General features: G+C 59.9%; 15 protein-coding genes. 7 read left to right on the top strand and 8 right to left on the bottom strand.

Translation table 11 applies throughout. The features are described 5' to 3' along the window. Positions 1 to 208 precede the first annotated feature (208 nt). The 4 genes from AC1Q5O_RS07920 to AC1Q5O_RS07935 all read left to right on the top strand — a co-directional run bounded on the left by AC1Q5O_RS07920 (position 209) and on the right by AC1Q5O_RS07935 (position 5,194). Positions 209 to 829, top strand: a complete 621-nt coding sequence (locus AC1Q5O_RS07920; RefSeq protein ID WP_346307819.1) for a hypothetical protein — start codon at positions 209 to 211, stop codon at positions 827 to 829. A gap of 223 nt (positions 830 to 1,052) precedes the next feature. Further along, positions 1,053 to 1,355 carry a hypothetical protein gene (locus tag AC1Q5O_RS07925; RefSeq protein WP_492562330.1) on the top strand — a complete coding sequence of 101 codons (303 nt, stop codon included), beginning with the start codon at positions 1,053 to 1,055 and terminating at the stop codon, positions 1,353 to 1,355. A 98-nt stretch (positions 1,356 to 1,453) separates the two neighbouring features. Beyond that, a complete protein-coding gene (locus AC1Q5O_RS07930) occupies positions 1,454 to 3,247 on the top strand; it encodes a chloride channel protein (protein ID WP_492562331.1) in 1,794 nt (597 codons plus the stop codon). 147 nt (positions 3,248 to 3,394) lie between these two features. Beyond that, on the top strand, positions 3,395 to 5,194 hold the full coding sequence (locus AC1Q5O_RS07935; RefSeq protein WP_492562332.1) for a GGDEF domain-containing protein: 1,800 nt from the start codon (positions 3,395 to 3,397) through the stop codon (positions 5,192 to 5,194). On the opposite strand, the gene AC1Q5O_RS07940 is transcribed toward AC1Q5O_RS07935, so the two are convergent. Beyond that, positions 5,191 to 6,051: a LysR family transcriptional regulator gene (locus AC1Q5O_RS07940; RefSeq protein WP_463012256.1), complete on the bottom strand. Its 861-nt coding sequence runs from the start codon at positions 6,049 to 6,051 to the stop codon at positions 5,191 to 5,193. The genes AC1Q5O_RS07935 and AC1Q5O_RS07940 overlap by 4 nt on opposite strands. Before the next feature lie 92 nt (positions 6,052 to 6,143). Here AC1Q5O_RS07940 and AC1Q5O_RS07945 point away from each other — a divergent pair, with 92 nt between their 5' ends. Beyond that, positions 6,144 to 7,163 (top strand): bile acid:sodium symporter family protein, encoded by a 1,020-nt coding sequence (locus AC1Q5O_RS07945; RefSeq protein ID WP_492562333.1) that lies wholly within the window; start codon positions 6,144 to 6,146, stop codon positions 7,161 to 7,163. Here the strand turns inward: AC1Q5O_RS07945 and AC1Q5O_RS07950 are convergent. The 6 genes from AC1Q5O_RS07950 to AC1Q5O_RS07975 all read right to left on the bottom strand — a co-directional run bounded on the left by AC1Q5O_RS07950 (position 7,160) and on the right by AC1Q5O_RS07975 (position 15,153). Then, the gene (locus tag AC1Q5O_RS07950; protein ID WP_492562334.1) at positions 7,160 to 8,323 is read right to left on the bottom strand and encodes a TDT family transporter; all 1,164 of its coding nucleotides are present in this window, start codon (positions 8,321 to 8,323) and stop codon (positions 7,160 to 7,162) included. The two genes, AC1Q5O_RS07945 and AC1Q5O_RS07950, sit on opposite strands and share 4 nt — an antisense overlap. An 84-nt stretch (positions 8,324 to 8,407) precedes the next feature. Continuing rightward, positions 8,408 to 9,292: a LysR family transcriptional regulator gene (locus AC1Q5O_RS07955; RefSeq protein WP_492562335.1), complete on the bottom strand. Its 885-nt coding sequence runs from the start codon at positions 9,290 to 9,292 to the stop codon at positions 8,408 to 8,410. Between the two features lie 146 nt (positions 9,293 to 9,438). Next, positions 9,439 to 10,833: a virulence factor family protein gene (locus tag AC1Q5O_RS07960; RefSeq protein WP_492562336.1), complete on the bottom strand. Its 1,395-nt coding sequence runs from the start codon at positions 10,831 to 10,833 to the stop codon at positions 9,439 to 9,441. Continuing rightward, positions 10,830 to 13,361, bottom strand: a complete 2,532-nt coding sequence (mprF, locus tag AC1Q5O_RS07965) for a bifunctional lysylphosphatidylglycerol flippase/synthetase MprF (protein WP_472460923.1) — start codon at positions 13,359 to 13,361, stop codon at positions 10,830 to 10,832. The genes AC1Q5O_RS07960 and mprF overlap by 4 nt, the downstream gene beginning before the upstream one ends. A gap of 297 nt (positions 13,362 to 13,658) precedes the next feature. Then, positions 13,659 to 14,141 carry a hypothetical protein gene (locus AC1Q5O_RS07970; RefSeq protein ID WP_223612993.1) on the bottom strand — a complete coding sequence of 161 codons (483 nt, stop codon included), beginning with the start codon at positions 14,139 to 14,141 and terminating at the stop codon, positions 13,659 to 13,661. Between the two features lie 316 nt (positions 14,142 to 14,457). Further along, positions 14,458 to 15,153, bottom strand: a complete 696-nt coding sequence (locus tag AC1Q5O_RS07975) for a fumarylacetoacetate hydrolase family protein (protein ID WP_492562337.1) — start codon at positions 15,151 to 15,153, stop codon at positions 14,458 to 14,460. 154 nt (positions 15,154 to 15,307) lie between these two features. Between AC1Q5O_RS07975 and AC1Q5O_RS07980 the strand changes: the two genes are divergently transcribed. Together AC1Q5O_RS07980 and AC1Q5O_RS07985 are read left to right on the top strand one after the other, a co-directional pair. Then, positions 15,308 to 16,612: a glucoamylase family protein gene (locus AC1Q5O_RS07980; RefSeq protein ID WP_492562338.1), complete on the top strand. Its 1,305-nt coding sequence runs from the start codon at positions 15,308 to 15,310 to the stop codon at positions 16,610 to 16,612. A 69-nt stretch (positions 16,613 to 16,681) separates the two neighbouring features. Further along, positions 16,682 to 17,593, top strand: coding sequence for a diacylglycerol/lipid kinase family protein (locus tag AC1Q5O_RS07985; RefSeq protein ID WP_492562339.1), 912 nt, complete (start codon positions 16,682 to 16,684; stop codon positions 17,591 to 17,593). Positions 17,594 to 17,640: 47 nt separating this feature from the next. On the opposite strand, the gene AC1Q5O_RS07990 is transcribed toward AC1Q5O_RS07985, so the two are convergent. After that, positions 17,641 to 18,087 carry a hypothetical protein gene (locus AC1Q5O_RS07990; RefSeq protein ID WP_105732466.1) on the bottom strand — a complete coding sequence of 149 codons (447 nt, stop codon included), beginning with the start codon at positions 18,085 to 18,087 and terminating at the stop codon, positions 17,641 to 17,643. Between the last annotated feature and the right edge of the window lie 115 nt (positions 18,088 to 18,202).

The raw sequence follows: 18,202 nt of genomic DNA on the forward strand, positions 1-18,202 counted from the left end.
AACGCACTTTTCTGCTTCAAATCATCACATTTGTTCAATTGCGGACCGCAATGGGGATATCTCCAGGCTGGCGCTACGGCATTCATCCATCCGGATCATGGCATTGGCCCATGTCCCAGCCTGCATGCCCTGACGGGTTGCCGCTCGAAGAATCCTGTAGCGCTTCCATGTTAGCCGGAATAGGTATTGGCAAAGGAAGGAATCAACCATGGCTCTACGCTTATTCGGATCACTCACCGCAATTGCCATGCTGGCTTTGACAGCCGGCACGGCGCCCGCCTGGAGCAGCGACAGCGTCCAGACGATCGCCTTTATCAGGCATGGTGAAAAGCCGGAAAAAGGCCTGGGCCAGCTCAATTGCCAGGGGCTGAATCGCGCCCTCGCCCTTCCCCCGGTGATTGCCAGGACACTGGGCAAGCCCGATTATATTTTCGCACCGAACCCCTCCGATCAGAAGGAAGACGGCGGCGAGAACTATGACTACATCCGCCCTCTGGCCACGATCGAGCCGACGGCCATTTCGTTCGGCCTGCCGGTCAACGCAAGCATCGGCGTGTCCGAGCGCAAGGACCTTACCAAGGCCCTGAGCAAGCAAAAATTGCGCAATGCCCGCATTCTGGTCGCCTGGGAACACAAGAAAATCGACAATATCGTCAGCGACCTTCTCGAAGCCAACAATGGCGACGCCGGAGCCGTGCCGAAATGGCAGAAAGATGATTTTGACAGCATCTATGTCGTCACGATCACCCGAAACGGCGAAACGTCAAAATCGACGTTCGAAATCAAGCATCAGGGCTTGAACGGACAGCCGCAGACCTGCCCGCACTGACGGCACAGGCGTCGAATTCACGCCATCGCATCAGCCCATCAACGGTCGTTGCAATGGGCTGCATGCCTCAGCGCAATTTCCAGTTGTTCTCCGCGCCTATTACCAATAGTTTGGTGACGGGCTGATTGGGTTGTGACGGCATGCTTTGCGTGCCGTTTCGGGGGTAAAAATGATTTTTTGCGATTCAGCGGGACCGGTCTACTCGCCGCAAGACCTGGCAATCATGCGAAAGGCTTATGCTGAAGCTTTCCGCATGCTGGATCTTGGCCCGCGCTCAAAGGTCTATGCGCAGGAAATCTCCCTCATCATCCTGCAGATCTATACGTCAGGTGTATCGGATGTGACGCGGCTTGCCGCACTTTCGCTTGACCGTGCGGTCCGCAGGAATTTTGAACTGCGCCTGACGCTCGATGCTGCAAGAGCCCATCAGCTGCGCCGCGAACAGGCCGAGGCGGCGGCACGCAAGGCTGCCCTGGTGAAGCCGGGGCCCAGCGCGCCGTACCGGCCCGGCTACACACGCGGCTGAAGCCAAAATCCGGTCGCTTGGCGTGCCTCTTGTTTTGACGTGGCAGCGCCTTGGGTATAAACCTGCACGGGCAACTTTCCTCGTCCCTGCAGTCTAAAATGCTCCGAAAATTCAACATTCGCCGCCTCGGTGTCCTTTCCATTCTTCTGGCACCCAGCCGGCTCCGGGCCTTTGCGCGCGGCAGCGAGCTCGGGCTTGTTCTGGCCGCTGCGCTGATCGGTCTGGTTGCGGGCGTCGTGGTCACGGGCATGAGCCTGATCACCCAGGAAATGCATCAGCTCATTTTCAAGATCGAAGAAGGCGAACGCCTGAGTTCCATGAGCGCGCTGGATCAGATGATCGTTTTTTCCGCTCCGCTCGCCGGAGGCATTCTGCTCGGAATTCTGGTGCTGATCCTGGCCCGCTGGCGCAAGCGTCCCATGGTCGATCCCATCGAAGCCAACGCCCTGCATGGCGGCCGCCTTTCCCTCAACGACAGCATCATTGTCGCCGTGCAGAATATCATTTCCAATGGTTTCGGCGCATCCGTGGGATTGGAAGCCGGCTATACCCAGCTGGCATCGGGCCTGGCCTCGAAACTTGGCCTGTCCCTGCAGCTGCGCCGGGCTGAACTGCGCATTCTCGTTGGATGCGGCGCAGCGGGCGCCATTTCAGCGGCCTTCAACGCACCGCTGACCGGATCGTTCTACGCCTTCGAGCTGATCATCGGCTCCTACACCATCACCAGCCTCGCGCCGGTTGTCGTGTCCGCCCTTGTCTCCACTATCGTTGCGCGCGCCCTTGTCGGCAGCGATTTCATGATTGATGTCGGCAGTTTCGGCACCGTCGTTCCCGCCGATTATGTGCCGGCCCTGCTGCTCGGCATCCTCTGTGCCGGTGCAGGCATCCTGCTGATGAAGGGCGTCTCCTTTGTCGAGGAACTCGCCCGCAAGAGCTCGGTTCCCTCGTCCATACGTCCGGCAATCGGCGGCGCTGTGGTGGGCGCGCTTGCATTGATTTCACCGCAGGTTCTGTCCGGCGGCCATGGCGCCCTGCACCTCAATCTCGGTCATACCGCAACCATTGCCTCGCTGCTTGGCATCCTCCTGCTCAAATCGACGGCGTCAGCAGTGTCCATCGGCTCTGGCTTTCGCGGCGGTCTGTTTTTCGCGTCGCTGTTCATGGGGGCATTGCTCGGCAAGATATTCGCCTATTCCGCTCCCTTCATTTTCGCCCACGCCACGCTGACACCGGTGATCTACGCCGTGGTCGGCATGAGTTCCCTTGCGGTCGCCGTCATTGGCGGACCATTGACCATGACCTTCCTGGCTCTGGAAATTACCGGGGATTTTCCGATCACCGCGCTGGTTCTGGCCGCCGTCATCACCGCATCGCTGACCGTGCGCAACACCTTTGGCTATTCCTTCGCCACGTGGCGCTTTCATCTGCGCGGCGAAAGCATCCGCAGCGCACACGATGTCGGCTGGATCCGCAATCTCACCGTCGACCGTCTGATGCGCCGGGATGTGCGCACCGCATCGACGCATATGACCATCGCCGATTTCCGCCACGACTTTCCCCTCGGCTCCACCCAGCGCGTCGTGGTTCTCGACGATGCGGGCAAATATGCCGGTATTGTTCTCGTACCCGAAGCCCATTCGGAAATTGTCGATGAATCGGCCAGTACCCAGGAAATCGGCAGCCTGATGAAATACCAGAGCGATTATCTGCACCCGCAGATGAATGCCAAGCAGGCGGTCGGCATCTTCGACAAGACGGAAAGCGAAGCGCTGGCCGTCATCGACAATCTCATCGAGCGCAACGTCGTCGGGCTTCTTACGGAAAGCCATACGTTGCGCCGCTACAGCGAAGAACTCGACCAGCGGCGGCGGGAGATTTCGGGTGAACTGTGAGGCCGGAAACGCGCTGAAACCACCACCGGCACGCCCCGGCCCAATACCTGCGGCAAACTTCATAAAACTGTCATCTGGCAGAAACGGAATATTCAAGGATAGGCGGAAATTATCCGGCGGCAATTTGCATCCATGCCGGAGTACCTCATGTCCTTCCAACCTGCCGAAATGCTGGTCCTGCGCCGTTTTGGTGACGATCAGCTCGTGACCCTCGCCAAGCTGGCCATAGAAACCGCTTTCCAGCCCATCGTCGAGGCGGCAACGGGAGCGACCTTCGGCTATGAATCGCTCATGCGCGGGTTTGACCGGCTGGGTTTCGGCTCGCCGCCCGAACTGCTCGACAAGGCGCATGATGTCGGCCAGCTGGCCGAACTGGAACAGATGATCAACGGCCGGGCCTTTGCCGGGTTTTCCGGCCTGCCCGGCTTCACCCACCGCATGCTGTTCATCAACATCGATGCACGCCTGATCAGCCTGGGCACCAATTTCATCGAACGTCTGACCCAGCAGCTGATCAAGGCCGGCATCCGCCCCTCCTCCATCTGTTTCGAACTGTCCGAGCGCTTCGACAACACCAAGGATGCGGCGTTCACCGCGCTGATCAACAAGCTGCGCCATGGCGGCTTCAAGCTTGCCATCGATGATTTCGGTGTCGGGTTCAACGGGCTGAAACTGCTTTGCGATTATCCGACCGACTATGTGAAGATCGACCGCCACTTCATCTCAGGCCTCGATGCCAGCCCGCGCAAACGCCACATCGTCAAGCAGATTGTCCAGATGGGGCATATGCTGGGCGCACGCGTCATCGCTGAAGGCGTGGAGACCGAAGCGGAGTATATTGTCTGCCGCGATCTCGGCTGCGATCTCGTTCAGGGATATTACATCGCGCGCCCCACCACCAATGTCGGGGAGCTGCAGGATATCTATCCCCATCTGGAACAGGCAGGTAGCGGGCGCCGCCAAACCACGACGCTCGACAGCATTCTCATCCGGGCGCAGGTGCAGCGCCTTCCCGCCGTGCGCGAGAACGACGATCTCGACAATGTCTTCGAGCTGTTCCGCAAAAACCCGCAGCAGAGCTTTTTTCCGGTGCTCAGCGCCAATGACGAGCCGCGCGGTGTTTTGCACGAATACCACGTCAAGGCGATGATCTATCATCCCTTCGGCCGCGATCTCCTGAAGAACCGCATTTATCAGCGCGGCATCTCGCACTTCGTCACCGGCACCCCCATCGCCGATCTCGATACGCCCGCCGAGCAGATGCTCAAGATTTTTGCCGGGATCGACGGCAGCGACTGCGTGATCCTTACCGAAAACCTGCGCTATGCCGGTGTGCTATCCGCCTCGTCCCTGCTGAAAATCATCAACGAAAAGCAGCTGAAGACGGCACAGGACCAGAACCCGCTGACCGGCCTGCCGGGCAACCGGTCCATCCGCGACTACGTGCAGGACATCATGCGGGACAGTTCGTCGACCCGCTTCTTCTGCTATTGCGACTTCGACAATTTCAAGCCGTTCAACGACCATTACGGCTTCCAGAAGGGCGATCTGGCCATCGGCCTGTTTGCCTCACTGCTCCGCCATCATTTTGTCGGGGAAGACAAGTTCCTCGGCCATGTCGGCGGTGACGACTTCTTCATCGGCATGAGCGGCGGCGGCCGGGCGGAAATCGAGGAGCGGCTGACCGCGCTCTTGAGTGATTTCCAGACCAATGTGCTCGATCTCTATACGCCGGAAGACCGCGTCGCCGGCGCCATCCGCGCCCACGACCGGTCCGGCGGCGAGCGCCACTTCCCGCTCATGCGCTGCAGCATTGCCGTGCTGGAGATCGCCGAAGGCCTCATGCATGCCGATGTCAATCGGGTCAGCGCATCCATCGCTGCGATCAAGGCTTCAGCCAAGGCCAATCCGTCGGGACTGGTGTTCAGCAGCCTTACCGAGGTTTAGCCGGCGCTCTGGAAATTGCGGACATTCGACAGGATTTCCTTCGACAGCGCCGCGATCAGTTCGCCGTCGGCGCCCTTGCGCGGAACCAGCACGAATTCCACGTCCTCGAGTGTGGGCAACCGGCCCGCGGGAAGCTCCTGCAAGCCTGCCGGAACCATGCTGCGCGGTTGCACCAGAACACCCATGCCGGCTCTCGCTGCCGCAATCAGCCCGCTGAGGCTGCCGCAGGTGCAGACGATGCGCCAGGGAATCTGGTGCTTTTCCAGGGTTTCCAGCGCAACGCGGCGGGTGATGCTTGGCGGCGGAAAGGCGATCAGCGGCAGCGCCTTCTGCTTTCCGCCAAGACGCGCCGGATCGCGCGCCAGCCAGACCAGCGGCTCGCGATAGACCAGCTCGCCACGCGGATCGCCAAGGCGGCGCTTGGCCAGGACCAGGTCGATCTCGCCCCGGTCCAGCATTTCATAAAGGACACCGCTCAGGGATACCGTGAGTTCCAGGTCGACAGACGGGTGCGCCCGGCCAAAATCCTCCAGCACGTCAGGCAGACGGCTGGTGACAAAATCCTCGGAGACGCCAAGGCGCAGATGGCCGCGCAAGCTGTTCTCGGCGAAAAGCGCCTGCACTTCGCCATTGATCGTCAGCATGGTCCGCGCATGGGCAAGCAGCGCCTCGCCATCCGGCGTCAGGGCAAGACGATGCGTATCGCGCTGCACCAGACTGCGGCCAAGCTGCGTCTCCAACCTTTGGATGTGCTGGCTGACCGTGGACTGCCCCAGCCCCAGCTTTTTCGCCGCCATGGAAAAGCTGCCCATCTGCTCCAGGGCGACGAAACTGCGCAATTGCATGAGATCAAGCATTTGAAATCCTGAATCATGATAAGTGTTATTCCTTGCATCCTATATCATGATAGTGGATGCTGCCGCAAATCTATCGTACCGGAATAACAGCCATGTCCCGTTTCCTGCCTGACAATTTCACCCTGATGCTTGTTGCGACCGTCGTGCTGGCATCGTTTTTTCCTGTCAGCGGCGTCGCCGCCGATTATTTCGGTCTGGCGACGAAAGTGGCCATCGGGCTTCTATTCTTCCTGCACGGCGCACGCCTGTCGCGGGATGTGGTCATTGCCGGGTTTCTGCACTGGAAGCTGCATCTGACGATTCTCGCGGCCACCTTCGTGCTGTTCCCGATTTTCGGCCTGGCTGCCGGTGTGCTTGTTCCGACAATGCTGCCGCCTGCCTTCTATACGGGTATCCTGTTTCTGTGCGTGCTGCCTTCAACGGTGCAATCGTCCATCGCCTTTACATCGATTGCCGGCGGCAATGTACCGGCCGCCATCTGCTCGGCATCCGCCTCGAATATTTTCGGCATGTTCCTGACGCCGCTTCTGGCCGGCGTATTGTTTTCCGCCAGCGGCCATGCCGGGTTCTCGCTGGATGCGCTGCAATCCATTCTGCTGCAATTGCTGGCGCCCTTCATCCTTGGACAGGTGCTGCAGCCATGGATCGGCGATTTCATCCGCAGCAAGAAGAAAATCCTGATGCCGGTGGATCGCGGCTCCATTCTGATGGTGGTCTATCTCGCCTTCAGCGAGTCGGTGAATGAAGGCCTGTGGAAGACCATGTCGCTGCGAGATCTCGGCGTGGTCATTGCCGTCAACATCGTGCTTCTGGCGCTTGTGCTGCTCACGACCATGTATGGCAGCCGCTGGCTGGGTTTCTCCAAGGAGGACGAGATCGCGATCACCTTCTGCGGTTCGAAGAAGAGCCTTGCCAGCGGCGTACCCATCGCCACGGTGATCTTCGCCGGACAGAACATCGGCAGCATCGTGCTGCCGCTGATGCTCTTTCACCAGATCCAGCTGATGGCCTGTGCCGTCATTGCCCAGCGCTATGCGGATGCCCGCAAGAAGCAGGCATCCGCGGTCCAATCCGCCGGGGATAAAAAGGCTGCCACCAGCGCTGCCGGTTAGGCAGCACGGGTTTCCAGGCTCGGATCGGCAAACACCTGACCGAGCCAGACGCCGCGAAGCGTGCGCGCGCCGACAACGAGCCAGACCATGGCAAGGGTGATCACCAGCACTTCCGCAAACAGGCCAATGCTGGCAACCGGGAAAATATGGCTCAGGCGCAGGGTTGCCACCGCATAGACGCCCAGCGGGAAAGTGTAGCCCCACCAGCCCATGTTGAATGGAATGCCGTCACGGAAATACCGGATGGTGATCATCACGGCCATGGCCAGCCACCACAGGCCGTAGCCCCAGAGGATCACGCCGGCAAGCAGGCTCGCGCCGGAGACAGCACCGGCGACAGCGCCCAATCCGTGGGCGGTGAGGATGTCGGGTGCATTGGCGCTGAGCACGAACATGCCGAGCGCGCCGGTCCCGATCGGTCCGAGGGCAAGCCAGCTCGATGCGGCCATGTTCGGCGCCGGCAGCTTGTGCAGCGCCATGCGCAGGAACAGTACAACGAGAATGCACATCGCCAGCGGCACGGACAGGGCCCAGAGCACATAGCTGGCAAGAAGGACGGAGAGCTGCGTGGAGGCATCGGCAAGGTGCGGCAGGAGCAGGCCGCCGCTGACCGCCGCAACTTCGCTGGCAACCACCGGCAGAAGCCAGACGGACGTCATCTGCTCCATCGCGTGGGATTGCCGGGTGAACATCATGAGCGGTATGGCAAGCCCAATTCCCACGGAAAGGACCACGTCAAGCCACCAGAGCGCATAGGCAATGGCAACGGCACTTTCACCCAGCCTGGCAATACCAAAGACCAGAAAACCGTTGACGATGGTCGCAAGCCCCATGGGAATGCAGCCGAAGAACATCGACATGACGGGATGATCGAACACCCGCTTCGCCTCTTGGCGATAGCGGAGCCAACGGGTGACATAGGCCAGGCTGCAAGCGGCGAAGAGCAGCATATTGCCCAGCCACAGCGCCTCACCCAAGGCGAACACCGCAGCTTGGTCGGGGAATTGCCCCAAGGCAATGGAAAGAATGCCCGTCCCCATCGTCGTTGCAAACCAGTTGGGCGTGAACTGGCGGACAATACCCAGTCTTTTGGGCGCAATCGAACGGGGAACGGAGCGTGTGGATGTATCGAGCGTGGTCATGATGAATCTCTGCGTCATTGGCAGAGCATCCTTAGCAAGCGCCAACCCATCAACTCCAACGCATTAAACTTGTCAAACCAATCGACAAAATCGAATGAATGCCTATACCCGCTCTTCCGCAAGGGAAACAAAGGCATCCGCAGCCTTGCTGCGATAGCGCTCGCGGTGATGCAGGAGATAGAACGGCCGCGGCATGGTCGGATAGGCAATTTCCCGCAACAGCTTGGCGCGAAGCTTGGACGAAGCAACGCTGCGCGATATCAGCGTCGCCCCCGCACCGGCCTCGACCGCTCCGATCACTGCCTCGTTGCCCGGCAGCACCATCGCGATATCAAGCATCGTCAGATCCATACCCACGGAACCAAGCAACTGTTCAAAAGCCGAGCGGGTACCGGAGCCCTTTTCGCGCAGAACCCAGGCGACATCGCGAAAATCCCTCGCGTCAACAGTGCGGTGCGCGGCCCAGGGCTGACCGGCAGCAACCACGATCACCATGTCATCCGTCGCCACGACCCTGGTCGACAGCAGCGCATGCTCGACCCTGCCCTCCACCAGCCCCAGTTCCGCCTCGCCCGCTTCCACGGCCGCCGCAACCTGCCGGGTGTTGCCGATGCGGATATCGAGCGTAATGCCGGGATAACGTTTCCTGTAGGCGGCAAGCATGTCCGGCAGCCAGTACCCGGCAATCGTCTGGCTTGCCATGATCGAGAGCTCGCCGCGCATCAGACCGGCCAGGTCGGTCAATGCGGTTTCCGCGGCCTTGGCCCGCGCAACGACGGCGATAGCTTCCTTCAGAAACACACGCCCGGTCTGGTTGAGAACGATGGAACGTCCGATCCGGTCGAACAGAGTGACGCCATGCCTGGTCTCAAGCGCGGTAATGGCTGCACTCACCGCCGACTGGGTCATGTTGAGAGCCGCCGCCGCATGGGTGATGTGCTCGCGCTCGGCAACCGCGATGAAGATGCGCAACTGGTCCAGCGTCATAAACAGTCTCTCAGCAAAGATTCGGCAACAGCTTTGCCAGATTACACATATTGCCAAGCCGCGCGGGGCCTAAATTTCCGGACGGCAGACAAAACAAAGGGGCCGCACACCGTGCAGCCCCTGTTTCGTCCAGCCCGGCCCGCCTATTACTGGGCGGCCGGCTGTGCCTGCACGCGGGATGCAATGGCTTCCATCAGCTTGGCAGCCAGGGTGTCATATTTTTCATCGTAGTGATGATCGCCCTGCAGCTGTATCTTTTGCACCGTGCTGAGCGACGGGTCGTTGCAGGCGGTGTCATCCTCCTGCGTGCCATAGACGCACAGCACCTTTGCCGGCGGCAGTTTGGCAACGGCGGGTGCCACCTCGTTGTCGCCGCCAAGACCGAGCCACGCGCCGACCGAAACCTGGAACGGCGTGGTTTCCTCCGTGCCGATCAGACCGACCATGGCGATGCGCTGCTGCAGATGCTCGGGAATGAACGGCCAGGCGAAAGGTACCGTGTTGGCCCCGAAGGAATAGCCGAGAAGGACCACCGGCAGCTTGCCTGTCGGATCGGCTTTCTTGATGATGCGGCCGATATCCTTGGCGATGTCTTCCGGCTTGCGCACCGACCAGTAATAGCGCAGGGAATCGACGCCGACGACGTGCACACCCTCCTTGGCGATGATATCACCGACGGATTTGTCGATATCGCGCCAGCCGCCATCGCCCGAGAAGAACACGGCGAGATATTTCGCCGGGCCGTTGCTGCTCGGAATATCGACGATCGGCAGGGTGTCGGCGGAGGCATCTTCCTTGGCAATTTCCACCGCCGCATCGGCGGCCATCTGCATGCGCTCAGGCTTGCCTGCGGCCAGCTTCTCCTGCGCCTTGAAATAACCGGGGGTCGGCGGGCCGGACGGTGCCGGATCGGCCTTTTCCCGTACGATGACCGCCGGATTGGGCAGGTCGGCATCATAGGAATAGCTGTAGCCCTGTCCGGCCACGGGCTCGAAATCCGCCCCTTCACAGGACGGCAGCTTGGTGTTGAGCGCAACGGTCGGATCGAGCGCGACAGCCCCCGCAAGGGTTGCCGCCGGTGAATTGGCGACCGAGGCGTAGGACATCACGCCGCCTTCACCAATGCCGATCATCACAGGATGCATATAGGTATCAAGAGAAATCATGCGCTGAGCTTCCTTCGCAAGGCCCTCAAGATCGGAGACGAAATAGGTGCATTCGCCCGTATCCTGATTGAGTTGCTGACGCCATCTTTCCAGATCGACCGTCAGGACGAGAAATCCGCGATCAAGCAGCAGCTTGGACAGCGCCTCGTCATCGGCACGGATACCGCCGGTCTGCGACACGAGGATGGCAATACCGGTTGGCTTCATGCTCGGCTGCAGCAGCGGGACTTCGCTCAGGCGTTCGGACGTGACCAGAATGCGTCCGGATGTCCAGAAAGCAAGCCTTGGCACATAGCGATAGGTGACGGAAAGAATGATGCTGATGATCACAAGCGCAGCAACAAGATACAGATAAGGCCTGCGTAGAAATTTCATCGTTTAAAGACCTCGAAGGGGCTGCCGCTCACCAGATTCGTTGCATCGATCAGGGAACGTGGTGTGGCAAGGCCTGGGGGGCAAATCAGATAATAGGGTGTCCATTTCGGACCGAACTTATCCTTGAACGCGCGCAATCCGTCAAATCGATAAAATTCAGCACCGCGCCGGTAGATGAACGAACCGATGCGGTTCCAGCGGGACGCAAGATGGCTGTCGGAAAGGCCGGACAAGGGAGCCGCACCAAGATTGAACCACTCATAGCCCTCTGCCTTCGCCGCCATCAGCAGATTGGCAAACAGGCCATCCATGATGACGCTCGACGCATCGGGCCGGTGCCGCATCAGGTCAACAGCAATTTCCTTCTGCCCCGCGCCGCGCCAGACATTGGCAAAGGCGACGATCGCGCCATCCTTGCGCAGGACCGCAATGTCGAAATGCGAGAGGTAAGCCACTTCGAACGAGCCGAGCGAGAAACGCTTTTCGGAACCTGATTTCATTTCCAGCCAGGCATCGGACACCTCGCGCAATTCATCCATGACCGCCGGCGTCTGCTCCTTGGGCAGGATTTCAAAGGAAATGCCTTCCTTTTCCAGCCGCCTCGCCGCATAGCGCAGCGGCTGGCGTTTTGAACCCTCCAGCGAAAAATCGCGCAGTTCGACGCGCGCAACTTCGCCCAGCTTGAGCGCCGTCAGGCCCATGTCGAGGAACAGTGGCAGGCGTTCCGGTCCAACGCCATAGAAGACCGTACGGGCGCCGGTGCGGTCCGCCATGTCGCGAAATGCCCAGGCAAGCCCCCCGACGACCCCGTCATCCCCGCCGACCGGTTCGCCCATCGATACCAGGCTGCCACCGGAGCGGGCGAACATCACAAACCCACGCCCCTTGCCGTCCATCAAAAACCGTTTGTCGCCCAGAAGCGCCAGCGCATCGGAGGCGCGCGGCGACTGCGCCACCAGATCCGGCACATCTTCCGGAATGGGTTGGGCACGCAATTTACCGCGCCCGACACCATTGATCACGGTGTTGATGGTGATCGCCGCCAGCAGGGTCAGCAGCAGCACGCTGCCGCGCAGGAAGCGGGATGCCTGCGCATCCCAGGCAAATTCCCACCAGAGCTGGTTGGCATATTCCACATGGCGATAGGCGAAGAAGCCGAGCCACAGCACGGCAAAGGCCGTGGTGCCGATACTGGCGAGCCAGCCCCAGGTCAGCTTGAAGCTTTCCCCCATCGGCTTGCGGTAAAAGGAATCGCCGAACAGCAGGAGGACGCCTGCCATCAGGGTCAAGGCCAGTGCTTCTTCCCAGTCGAGCCCCTTTGCCAGGGAGAAGACCGCTCCAAGGCTGAAGAGAACAACGGCCATCACCCAGGCGCGCCACAGCCGCCGCGCCAGTCCCCGCGCCACGATGAGCAGCGCCAGACCGACGAAGCTCGCACCGAGATGCGACATTTCCAGGAACGGCATCGGCACGAAATCGGAGAGCACCTCCAGGCGGCGAGTGAAGTCCGGCGTAACCGAAGAAATCAGCAGCACAATACCGCCGAGAAAGGCGATACCGGCGGAAAGCGGCGGTATCAGTGTTTCGAACACCCGCACGGCCAGCATGGTCGGCCCGGCAATAAGGTGACGGCGGCGCAGTATTTCCGAGATGACAAAGCCGATGATGGCGACAAGGAACGGAATGAGGGTATAGATCGCCCGGTACGCCAGCAACGCAGCAATCGCGTCGGGATTTGTGCCAATCCCCAGACCGGCAATCATCGTGGCTTCAAACGCACCGATACCACCCGGCGCATGGCTGATGATGCCGAGGGCCACGGCGACCACATAGATCAGCGCAAAGGCGGCGATACTGGGCACGGCCCCGTGGGGCATCAGGACATAGAGGGTTGCTGCCGCTGCGGCCACGTCGATCAATCCCGCAATGATCTGCAGCATGGCGCCCTGCGACGACGGCAGGCGCACGGAAACACGGCCGATACGCAGCGTGCGCTCGCGGCGCGACAGCCAGAAGAGCAGCACCGCGACCGCAAGAAGAACCGACGCACCGATCATCTGGTCGATCGCCGGACCGAACGACACAATCCAGGGAATACGCGTGGGGTCGATCACCAGCGCAACGGCAATCATGATGGTGAAGGCAAACCAGATCGCCAGCCATGACGTCCCGATGATCCGGCCGATATCGGCCACATTGATGCCTTCGGCGGCATAGACCCGGTAACGCAGCGCGCCGCCGGTCAGCAGCGAGAATCCGAGCGCGTTGGAAATGGCATATCCGGCGCCGCCGGCCATGGCGGAGATATAGTAGGGCACACGCTTGGGCGCGATGGTCTCCACCGCCACCACGTCATAGAGCGCGACCGCAGCAAAACTGACAAAGGTAAAGAACAGCGCCAGCAGCAATGTGCTGTTCGGTATCGCATGGATCGAATGCTTGACGGCCTTGAACGAAATCTCGCTCGACAAATGCGTCAGGACCAGCAGGCTGAGGACAGCCACGCCGACGCCGAAGAAGGCGAACATCGCCGATTTCGTCCGTTTTCCCCACGGCAATTTGAGCTGCGAGCGCGCGTTAATTCTCTGCAGCGCTTTCTCGTTGCTATGAACCGGAGACGTGGCGGGGTCAGAAATCAATGCGTCGTCTTTCCAATGGCGCCAAAATCCCCATGACTTTGGCCAGGCGTGATAAGCTATGTAATAATGGCGGCAGTATGCCACAACAGAAACGCTCGATTTTGGCCGGGCCAAAATCGAGTGCACTATTGTGTGCTAGTTATTGCATTCTGATGAATTGCGCTACTGGGAGTCGGATTTGCTGCGCTAGGCCGCCTGATCCAGTGCAAGGTGGCGGTACGACCCCGGAGCCCGTACTCTTCCGACAGCTGCGGATGGCGGAGCAAGCCCCATTCCCTCGGCAATGGCCGTTGCCACCGAGTTGCTGTTCTGGATCAGGAACGAATAACCCAGACCGGATGCGCGGATGCGCGACGCCACATCCACCGCCGCACGCCATTTTGTGGCGATGGCCGTATAATTTCCTTCGAGCAGCAGTGTGGTGCGCGATGTCGGGCGCACATAGAACTCGGGGCAGTAGATCAGGTCGCGCTTGGAATAGTCGGTTACCACAGCTGTCAGCCGGCCGCGAATGGCGCAGTAGTTGAAACTGCCGTCTGCATTGGCTGCACCGCCATTGATCTCATAAAGCGGCCTGCCCGTCTCGTCGGTCCACACCACAAAATTATGGCTCGCAATCCCGGCAAAGCGCGGGATCGGATAGGAGCCAAAGAGAATGCGGTGGTTCATAAACGGATGCTCTGGAGTTCTGGTTCGAGGAAATCAGAATCTTCAATAGACCATTTGATTTCAAAGACAACAGGGGCGTTTCTAACAAAAATGTTATACGGATTTGTTTAGCCGGAACACCATCAGCGTATAGACACAAAACTGTCAAACTTGAGTGCCTGCCGGTCCATTTTGGACCGGTTTGACGCTAACCCGCATAAAACTGATCGAGATATTCTCGCAGATCAGCGTCAAAATTTATTTTGCACGTTTTCGCTGCTGACACCGCGAAAACACTTCCCTTCGCTGGCAAAATTCAGCGCAACGGCTCTTGAGATCAGACGACCCGCGCCCGAATCTCGCCGATACCATCGACACCGCCATGCATTTCATCGCCGCGGACGATGGCGCCCACACCGGCAGGCGTGCCGGAAAAGATCAGGTCGCCCGCCTGGAGTGTGAACAATGTCGAGAGATAGGCGATGGTTTCCGGGACATTCCAGATCAGCTGCCTGAGATCGCCACGCTGGCGCTCCTGACCGTTCACCTTGAGCCAGATGGCACCGGACGACGGATGGCCGATTTTTGCTGCCGGAACGATAGCGGAACAGGGTGCGGAAGCCTCGAATGCCTTGGCCACGTCCCACGGGCGCCCCAGTTTCTTGGCTTCCCCCTGCAAGTCGCGCCGGGTCATATCGAGGCCGACCGCGTAGCCGAAGACGTGATCGAGTGCGCTGTCGACGGCGATGTCGGTTCCGCCCTTCCCCAGTGCGATGACCATTTCCATCTCATAGTGAACATCGCTCGAGCCGCTGGGATAGGGAAAATCGCCATTGCCGGTGACCAGCGCATCCGGATTCTTCTGGAAGAAGAACGGCGGCTCGCGGTTCGGATCATGACCCATTTCGACGGCGTGATCGGCGTAGTTTCGCCCGACACAGTAAATCCGGTGCACGGGGAACAGCTTTTCCGAACCGGTCACATGCAAAACCGGCTGGGAAACGGGCTGGAAAACAAATTGATCGTTCGGCATTATGGGCCCTTCACATGAGATTGATGACCGTGATCGGATTCGATCTTGGCAAGCTGTTTGGCACGCTACACATGGTATAGAAGTCAGACAATCGTCCAATGCAATCCGGCAAATGCAGCGTCATTGTGCCCTGTAGCAGGAATGTTCAGCCTTTATGGATCAAAGATTCGTGCATGAAAGAACAGGCGTCACCGACGATGACGCGGGGTTGCTGGACCGGGTCCAGCACGCGTGCTTCCAGTATTTCTGGGACGGTGCTCATCCCCGAAGCGGGCTGGCCCGCGACCGCACCGGTAAAAGTGCCGACCCGAAGAACGATCTCGTTGCCGCAGGGGCGAGCGGGTTTGGTTTCATGGCTATTCTGGTGGCCATCGAGCGCGGCTGGATCGAGCGGCAGGCGGCTATCGGCCGGATCGCCACAATGCTGACGGCGCTCGAACAGACCAAACGCTATCACGGCGTGTTTCCGCATTTCTTCCATGGCGGCGACGGGTCCACCATCCCCTTTTCCATGCGCGATGATGGCGGCGATCTGGTCGAAACCGCGTTCCTGCTGCAGGGTCTGATCTGCGTGCGGCAGTATTTTGCCGCGCCGGCCCCGGAAGAGACGGCGCTGCGCGACCGGATCAACCATCTCTGGCACGCCGTCGAGTGGACAGCGCACATCAAGCATGACGAAAAGGTCCTGTACTGGCATCACAGCCCTCGCTATCACTTCGCCCGCAATGTACCGATCCGCGGCTGGAATGAAGCGCTGATCGCCTATGTCCTGGCGGCAGGTGCCCCCAGGCACGGCATTGATGCCGACATCTATCATGAGGGCTTTGCCACCGGCAGCCAGTTCATCAACGGGCGGGATTATTACGGTATCACCCTGCCGCTCGGCCCCGACTATGGCGGGCCGCTGTTCTTTGCCCATTATTCGTTCTGCGGCCTCGATCCGCGCGGGCTTTCCGACCGCTATGCCGATTACTGGCAGCAGAACTGCAACCACGCCCGCATCAATTACCAGCACTGCGTCGAGAACCCGCATGGGTATCGCGGTTATGGCCCGGACAGCTGGGGCCTGACCTCGAGCCACGGCCCCACCGGCTATGTCGTCAGCTCTCCGGCCTCGGATTTCGGCCTGATCGCGCCCACGGCCGCCCTTTGCAGCCTACCCTATCTGCCCGAGGAGGCCATGAATGCCTTGCGGCACTTTTTCCAGCTTCCCCGGGCAAAGATGTGGGGGCGTTTTGGCTTTGTCGATGCGTTTTCACAGACCAGCGGATGGTTTGCCCGTACCTATCTCGGTATCGATCAGGGACCCGTGGTTGCCATGATCGAGAACCATCGCACCGGCCTGTTGTGGAACTTGTTCATGAGCGCCCCGGAAATTCAGGACGGGTTGCGCAAACTCGGTTTTTCCAGCCCGCATCTCGCCGCTGCCCGGCAGGAAATTTTGGAACCATTGGGCTGATTGTGCATTGCCACAAGCGGAGCGGCCGGCCACATTCTGCCGGATCGCGGCAGCCATCGGGGAGTATTCATGCAGGTTCATGCCGTTTTCAACCGCGATGGCGGCACCTTTCGCACCCTCGACATTGCGGCATTCGCCCTGAAGGCGAAAGAAATCTTCGAACAGCACGGGCATGCCTTCCAAAGCGATATCGTGGCCGGCAAGGATATCGTGAAGGCGCTCGATAATGCGGCCACGAGGGATCGGGACGGCGTGCTGATGGCCGGTGGCGGCGATGGAACCATTTCCGCCGCTGCAGCGGTCGCCTGGAAGACCGGAATTCCGCTGGCAGTGCTGCCCGCCGGAACCATGAACCTCTTCGCCCGGTCGCTGAAAATACCGCTTGAGCTGAATGCGGCGCTCGAGAGCCTCGCCAGCGGTGTGATTAGCGCAGCCGATATCTCGACCGCCAATGAGCGCGCTTTCGTGCACCAGTTCGCCATCGGCTTTCAACCGCGGATGATCAAGCTGCGCAACACGCTGGAATACAGTTCCCAGTGGGGAAAGCGCCTGGCCAGCATGCGGGCATTTGCCAAGGTGATAGGGCGCCCGCCCCGCTTTGCCGTGCGGCTGACCATCGACGGCGCGTCAAACGAGCGGACAGTCTCGGCGATTTCCGTCTCCAACAACCCCTATGGCCGGGGCTTGCTGCCGATCGCCGACAGCCTGGATCAGGGGAAGCTCGGCGTCTACATCGCCGACCGGATATCGCTTTCATCCCTCGCCAAATTGGCCGCCACCGTCCTGATGGGGTCATGGCGCAACAACAATGACGTGGACGAGATATTGGCCGGGGAAGTCGATCTGCATTTTCCGCATCTTCATGGCCGTAAAAGAGCCACCATAGATGGCGAGCTCGTCCCGCTGGAGCGCGACGTCGTCATCAAGGTGCATGCAGGCGCGTTACGGGTGCTGGTTCCGGCAGAGCCTTCACCCAAATGAAAACGGCGTGACTCTCGTCACGCCGTTTGAACAAAAGCTGGAGGCAATCAGCCTTCCTGCTGCTGCGCCTGCTTCTTCTTCGACTTCTTGGCTGGAGCTGCCGTGCCGCCAGCGGCTTTCTTGGCAGCAGCCGCCTCTTCCGCAGCAACCTGATCGGCGCTCTTCGGCATGGTGTCGACGACGGAGCGGACTTTCCCCTTGTCGGTGACGGTGCACAGCGCATTGCGGATATCGACTTTCAGGGAGACTTCGTTGACGCCACCGCCGACAGCGCGTTCATCGACGGCCTTGATATTGCTCGCCGAAAGCACGTATTTGCTCGCCGCGGCAGCAATACACGGCGCTGCGAGTTCCGAACTGACGGGCGGGCGGACGGGAGAGAATGTTGCAAATGTCGGGCCTGCACTCGGCTCGCCGGTTGTGGAACATGCGGCAAGGGGAATGAGAACTGCCAGGGGGGCAATCCGGCTTAGAATAGAGGTAGGCAGGCGCATGGCTTTCTCCGCAAAGTCTCGTCGCAGGATGATGTCTGTTTAGGCCGGAAACTATTCGCTTTTACCCATTTGTCTAGTGGCACAATCGCCACAATGGGACTTTATTGCCACAATC

The organism is Phyllobacterium sp. MT110, from assembly GCF_058792715.1.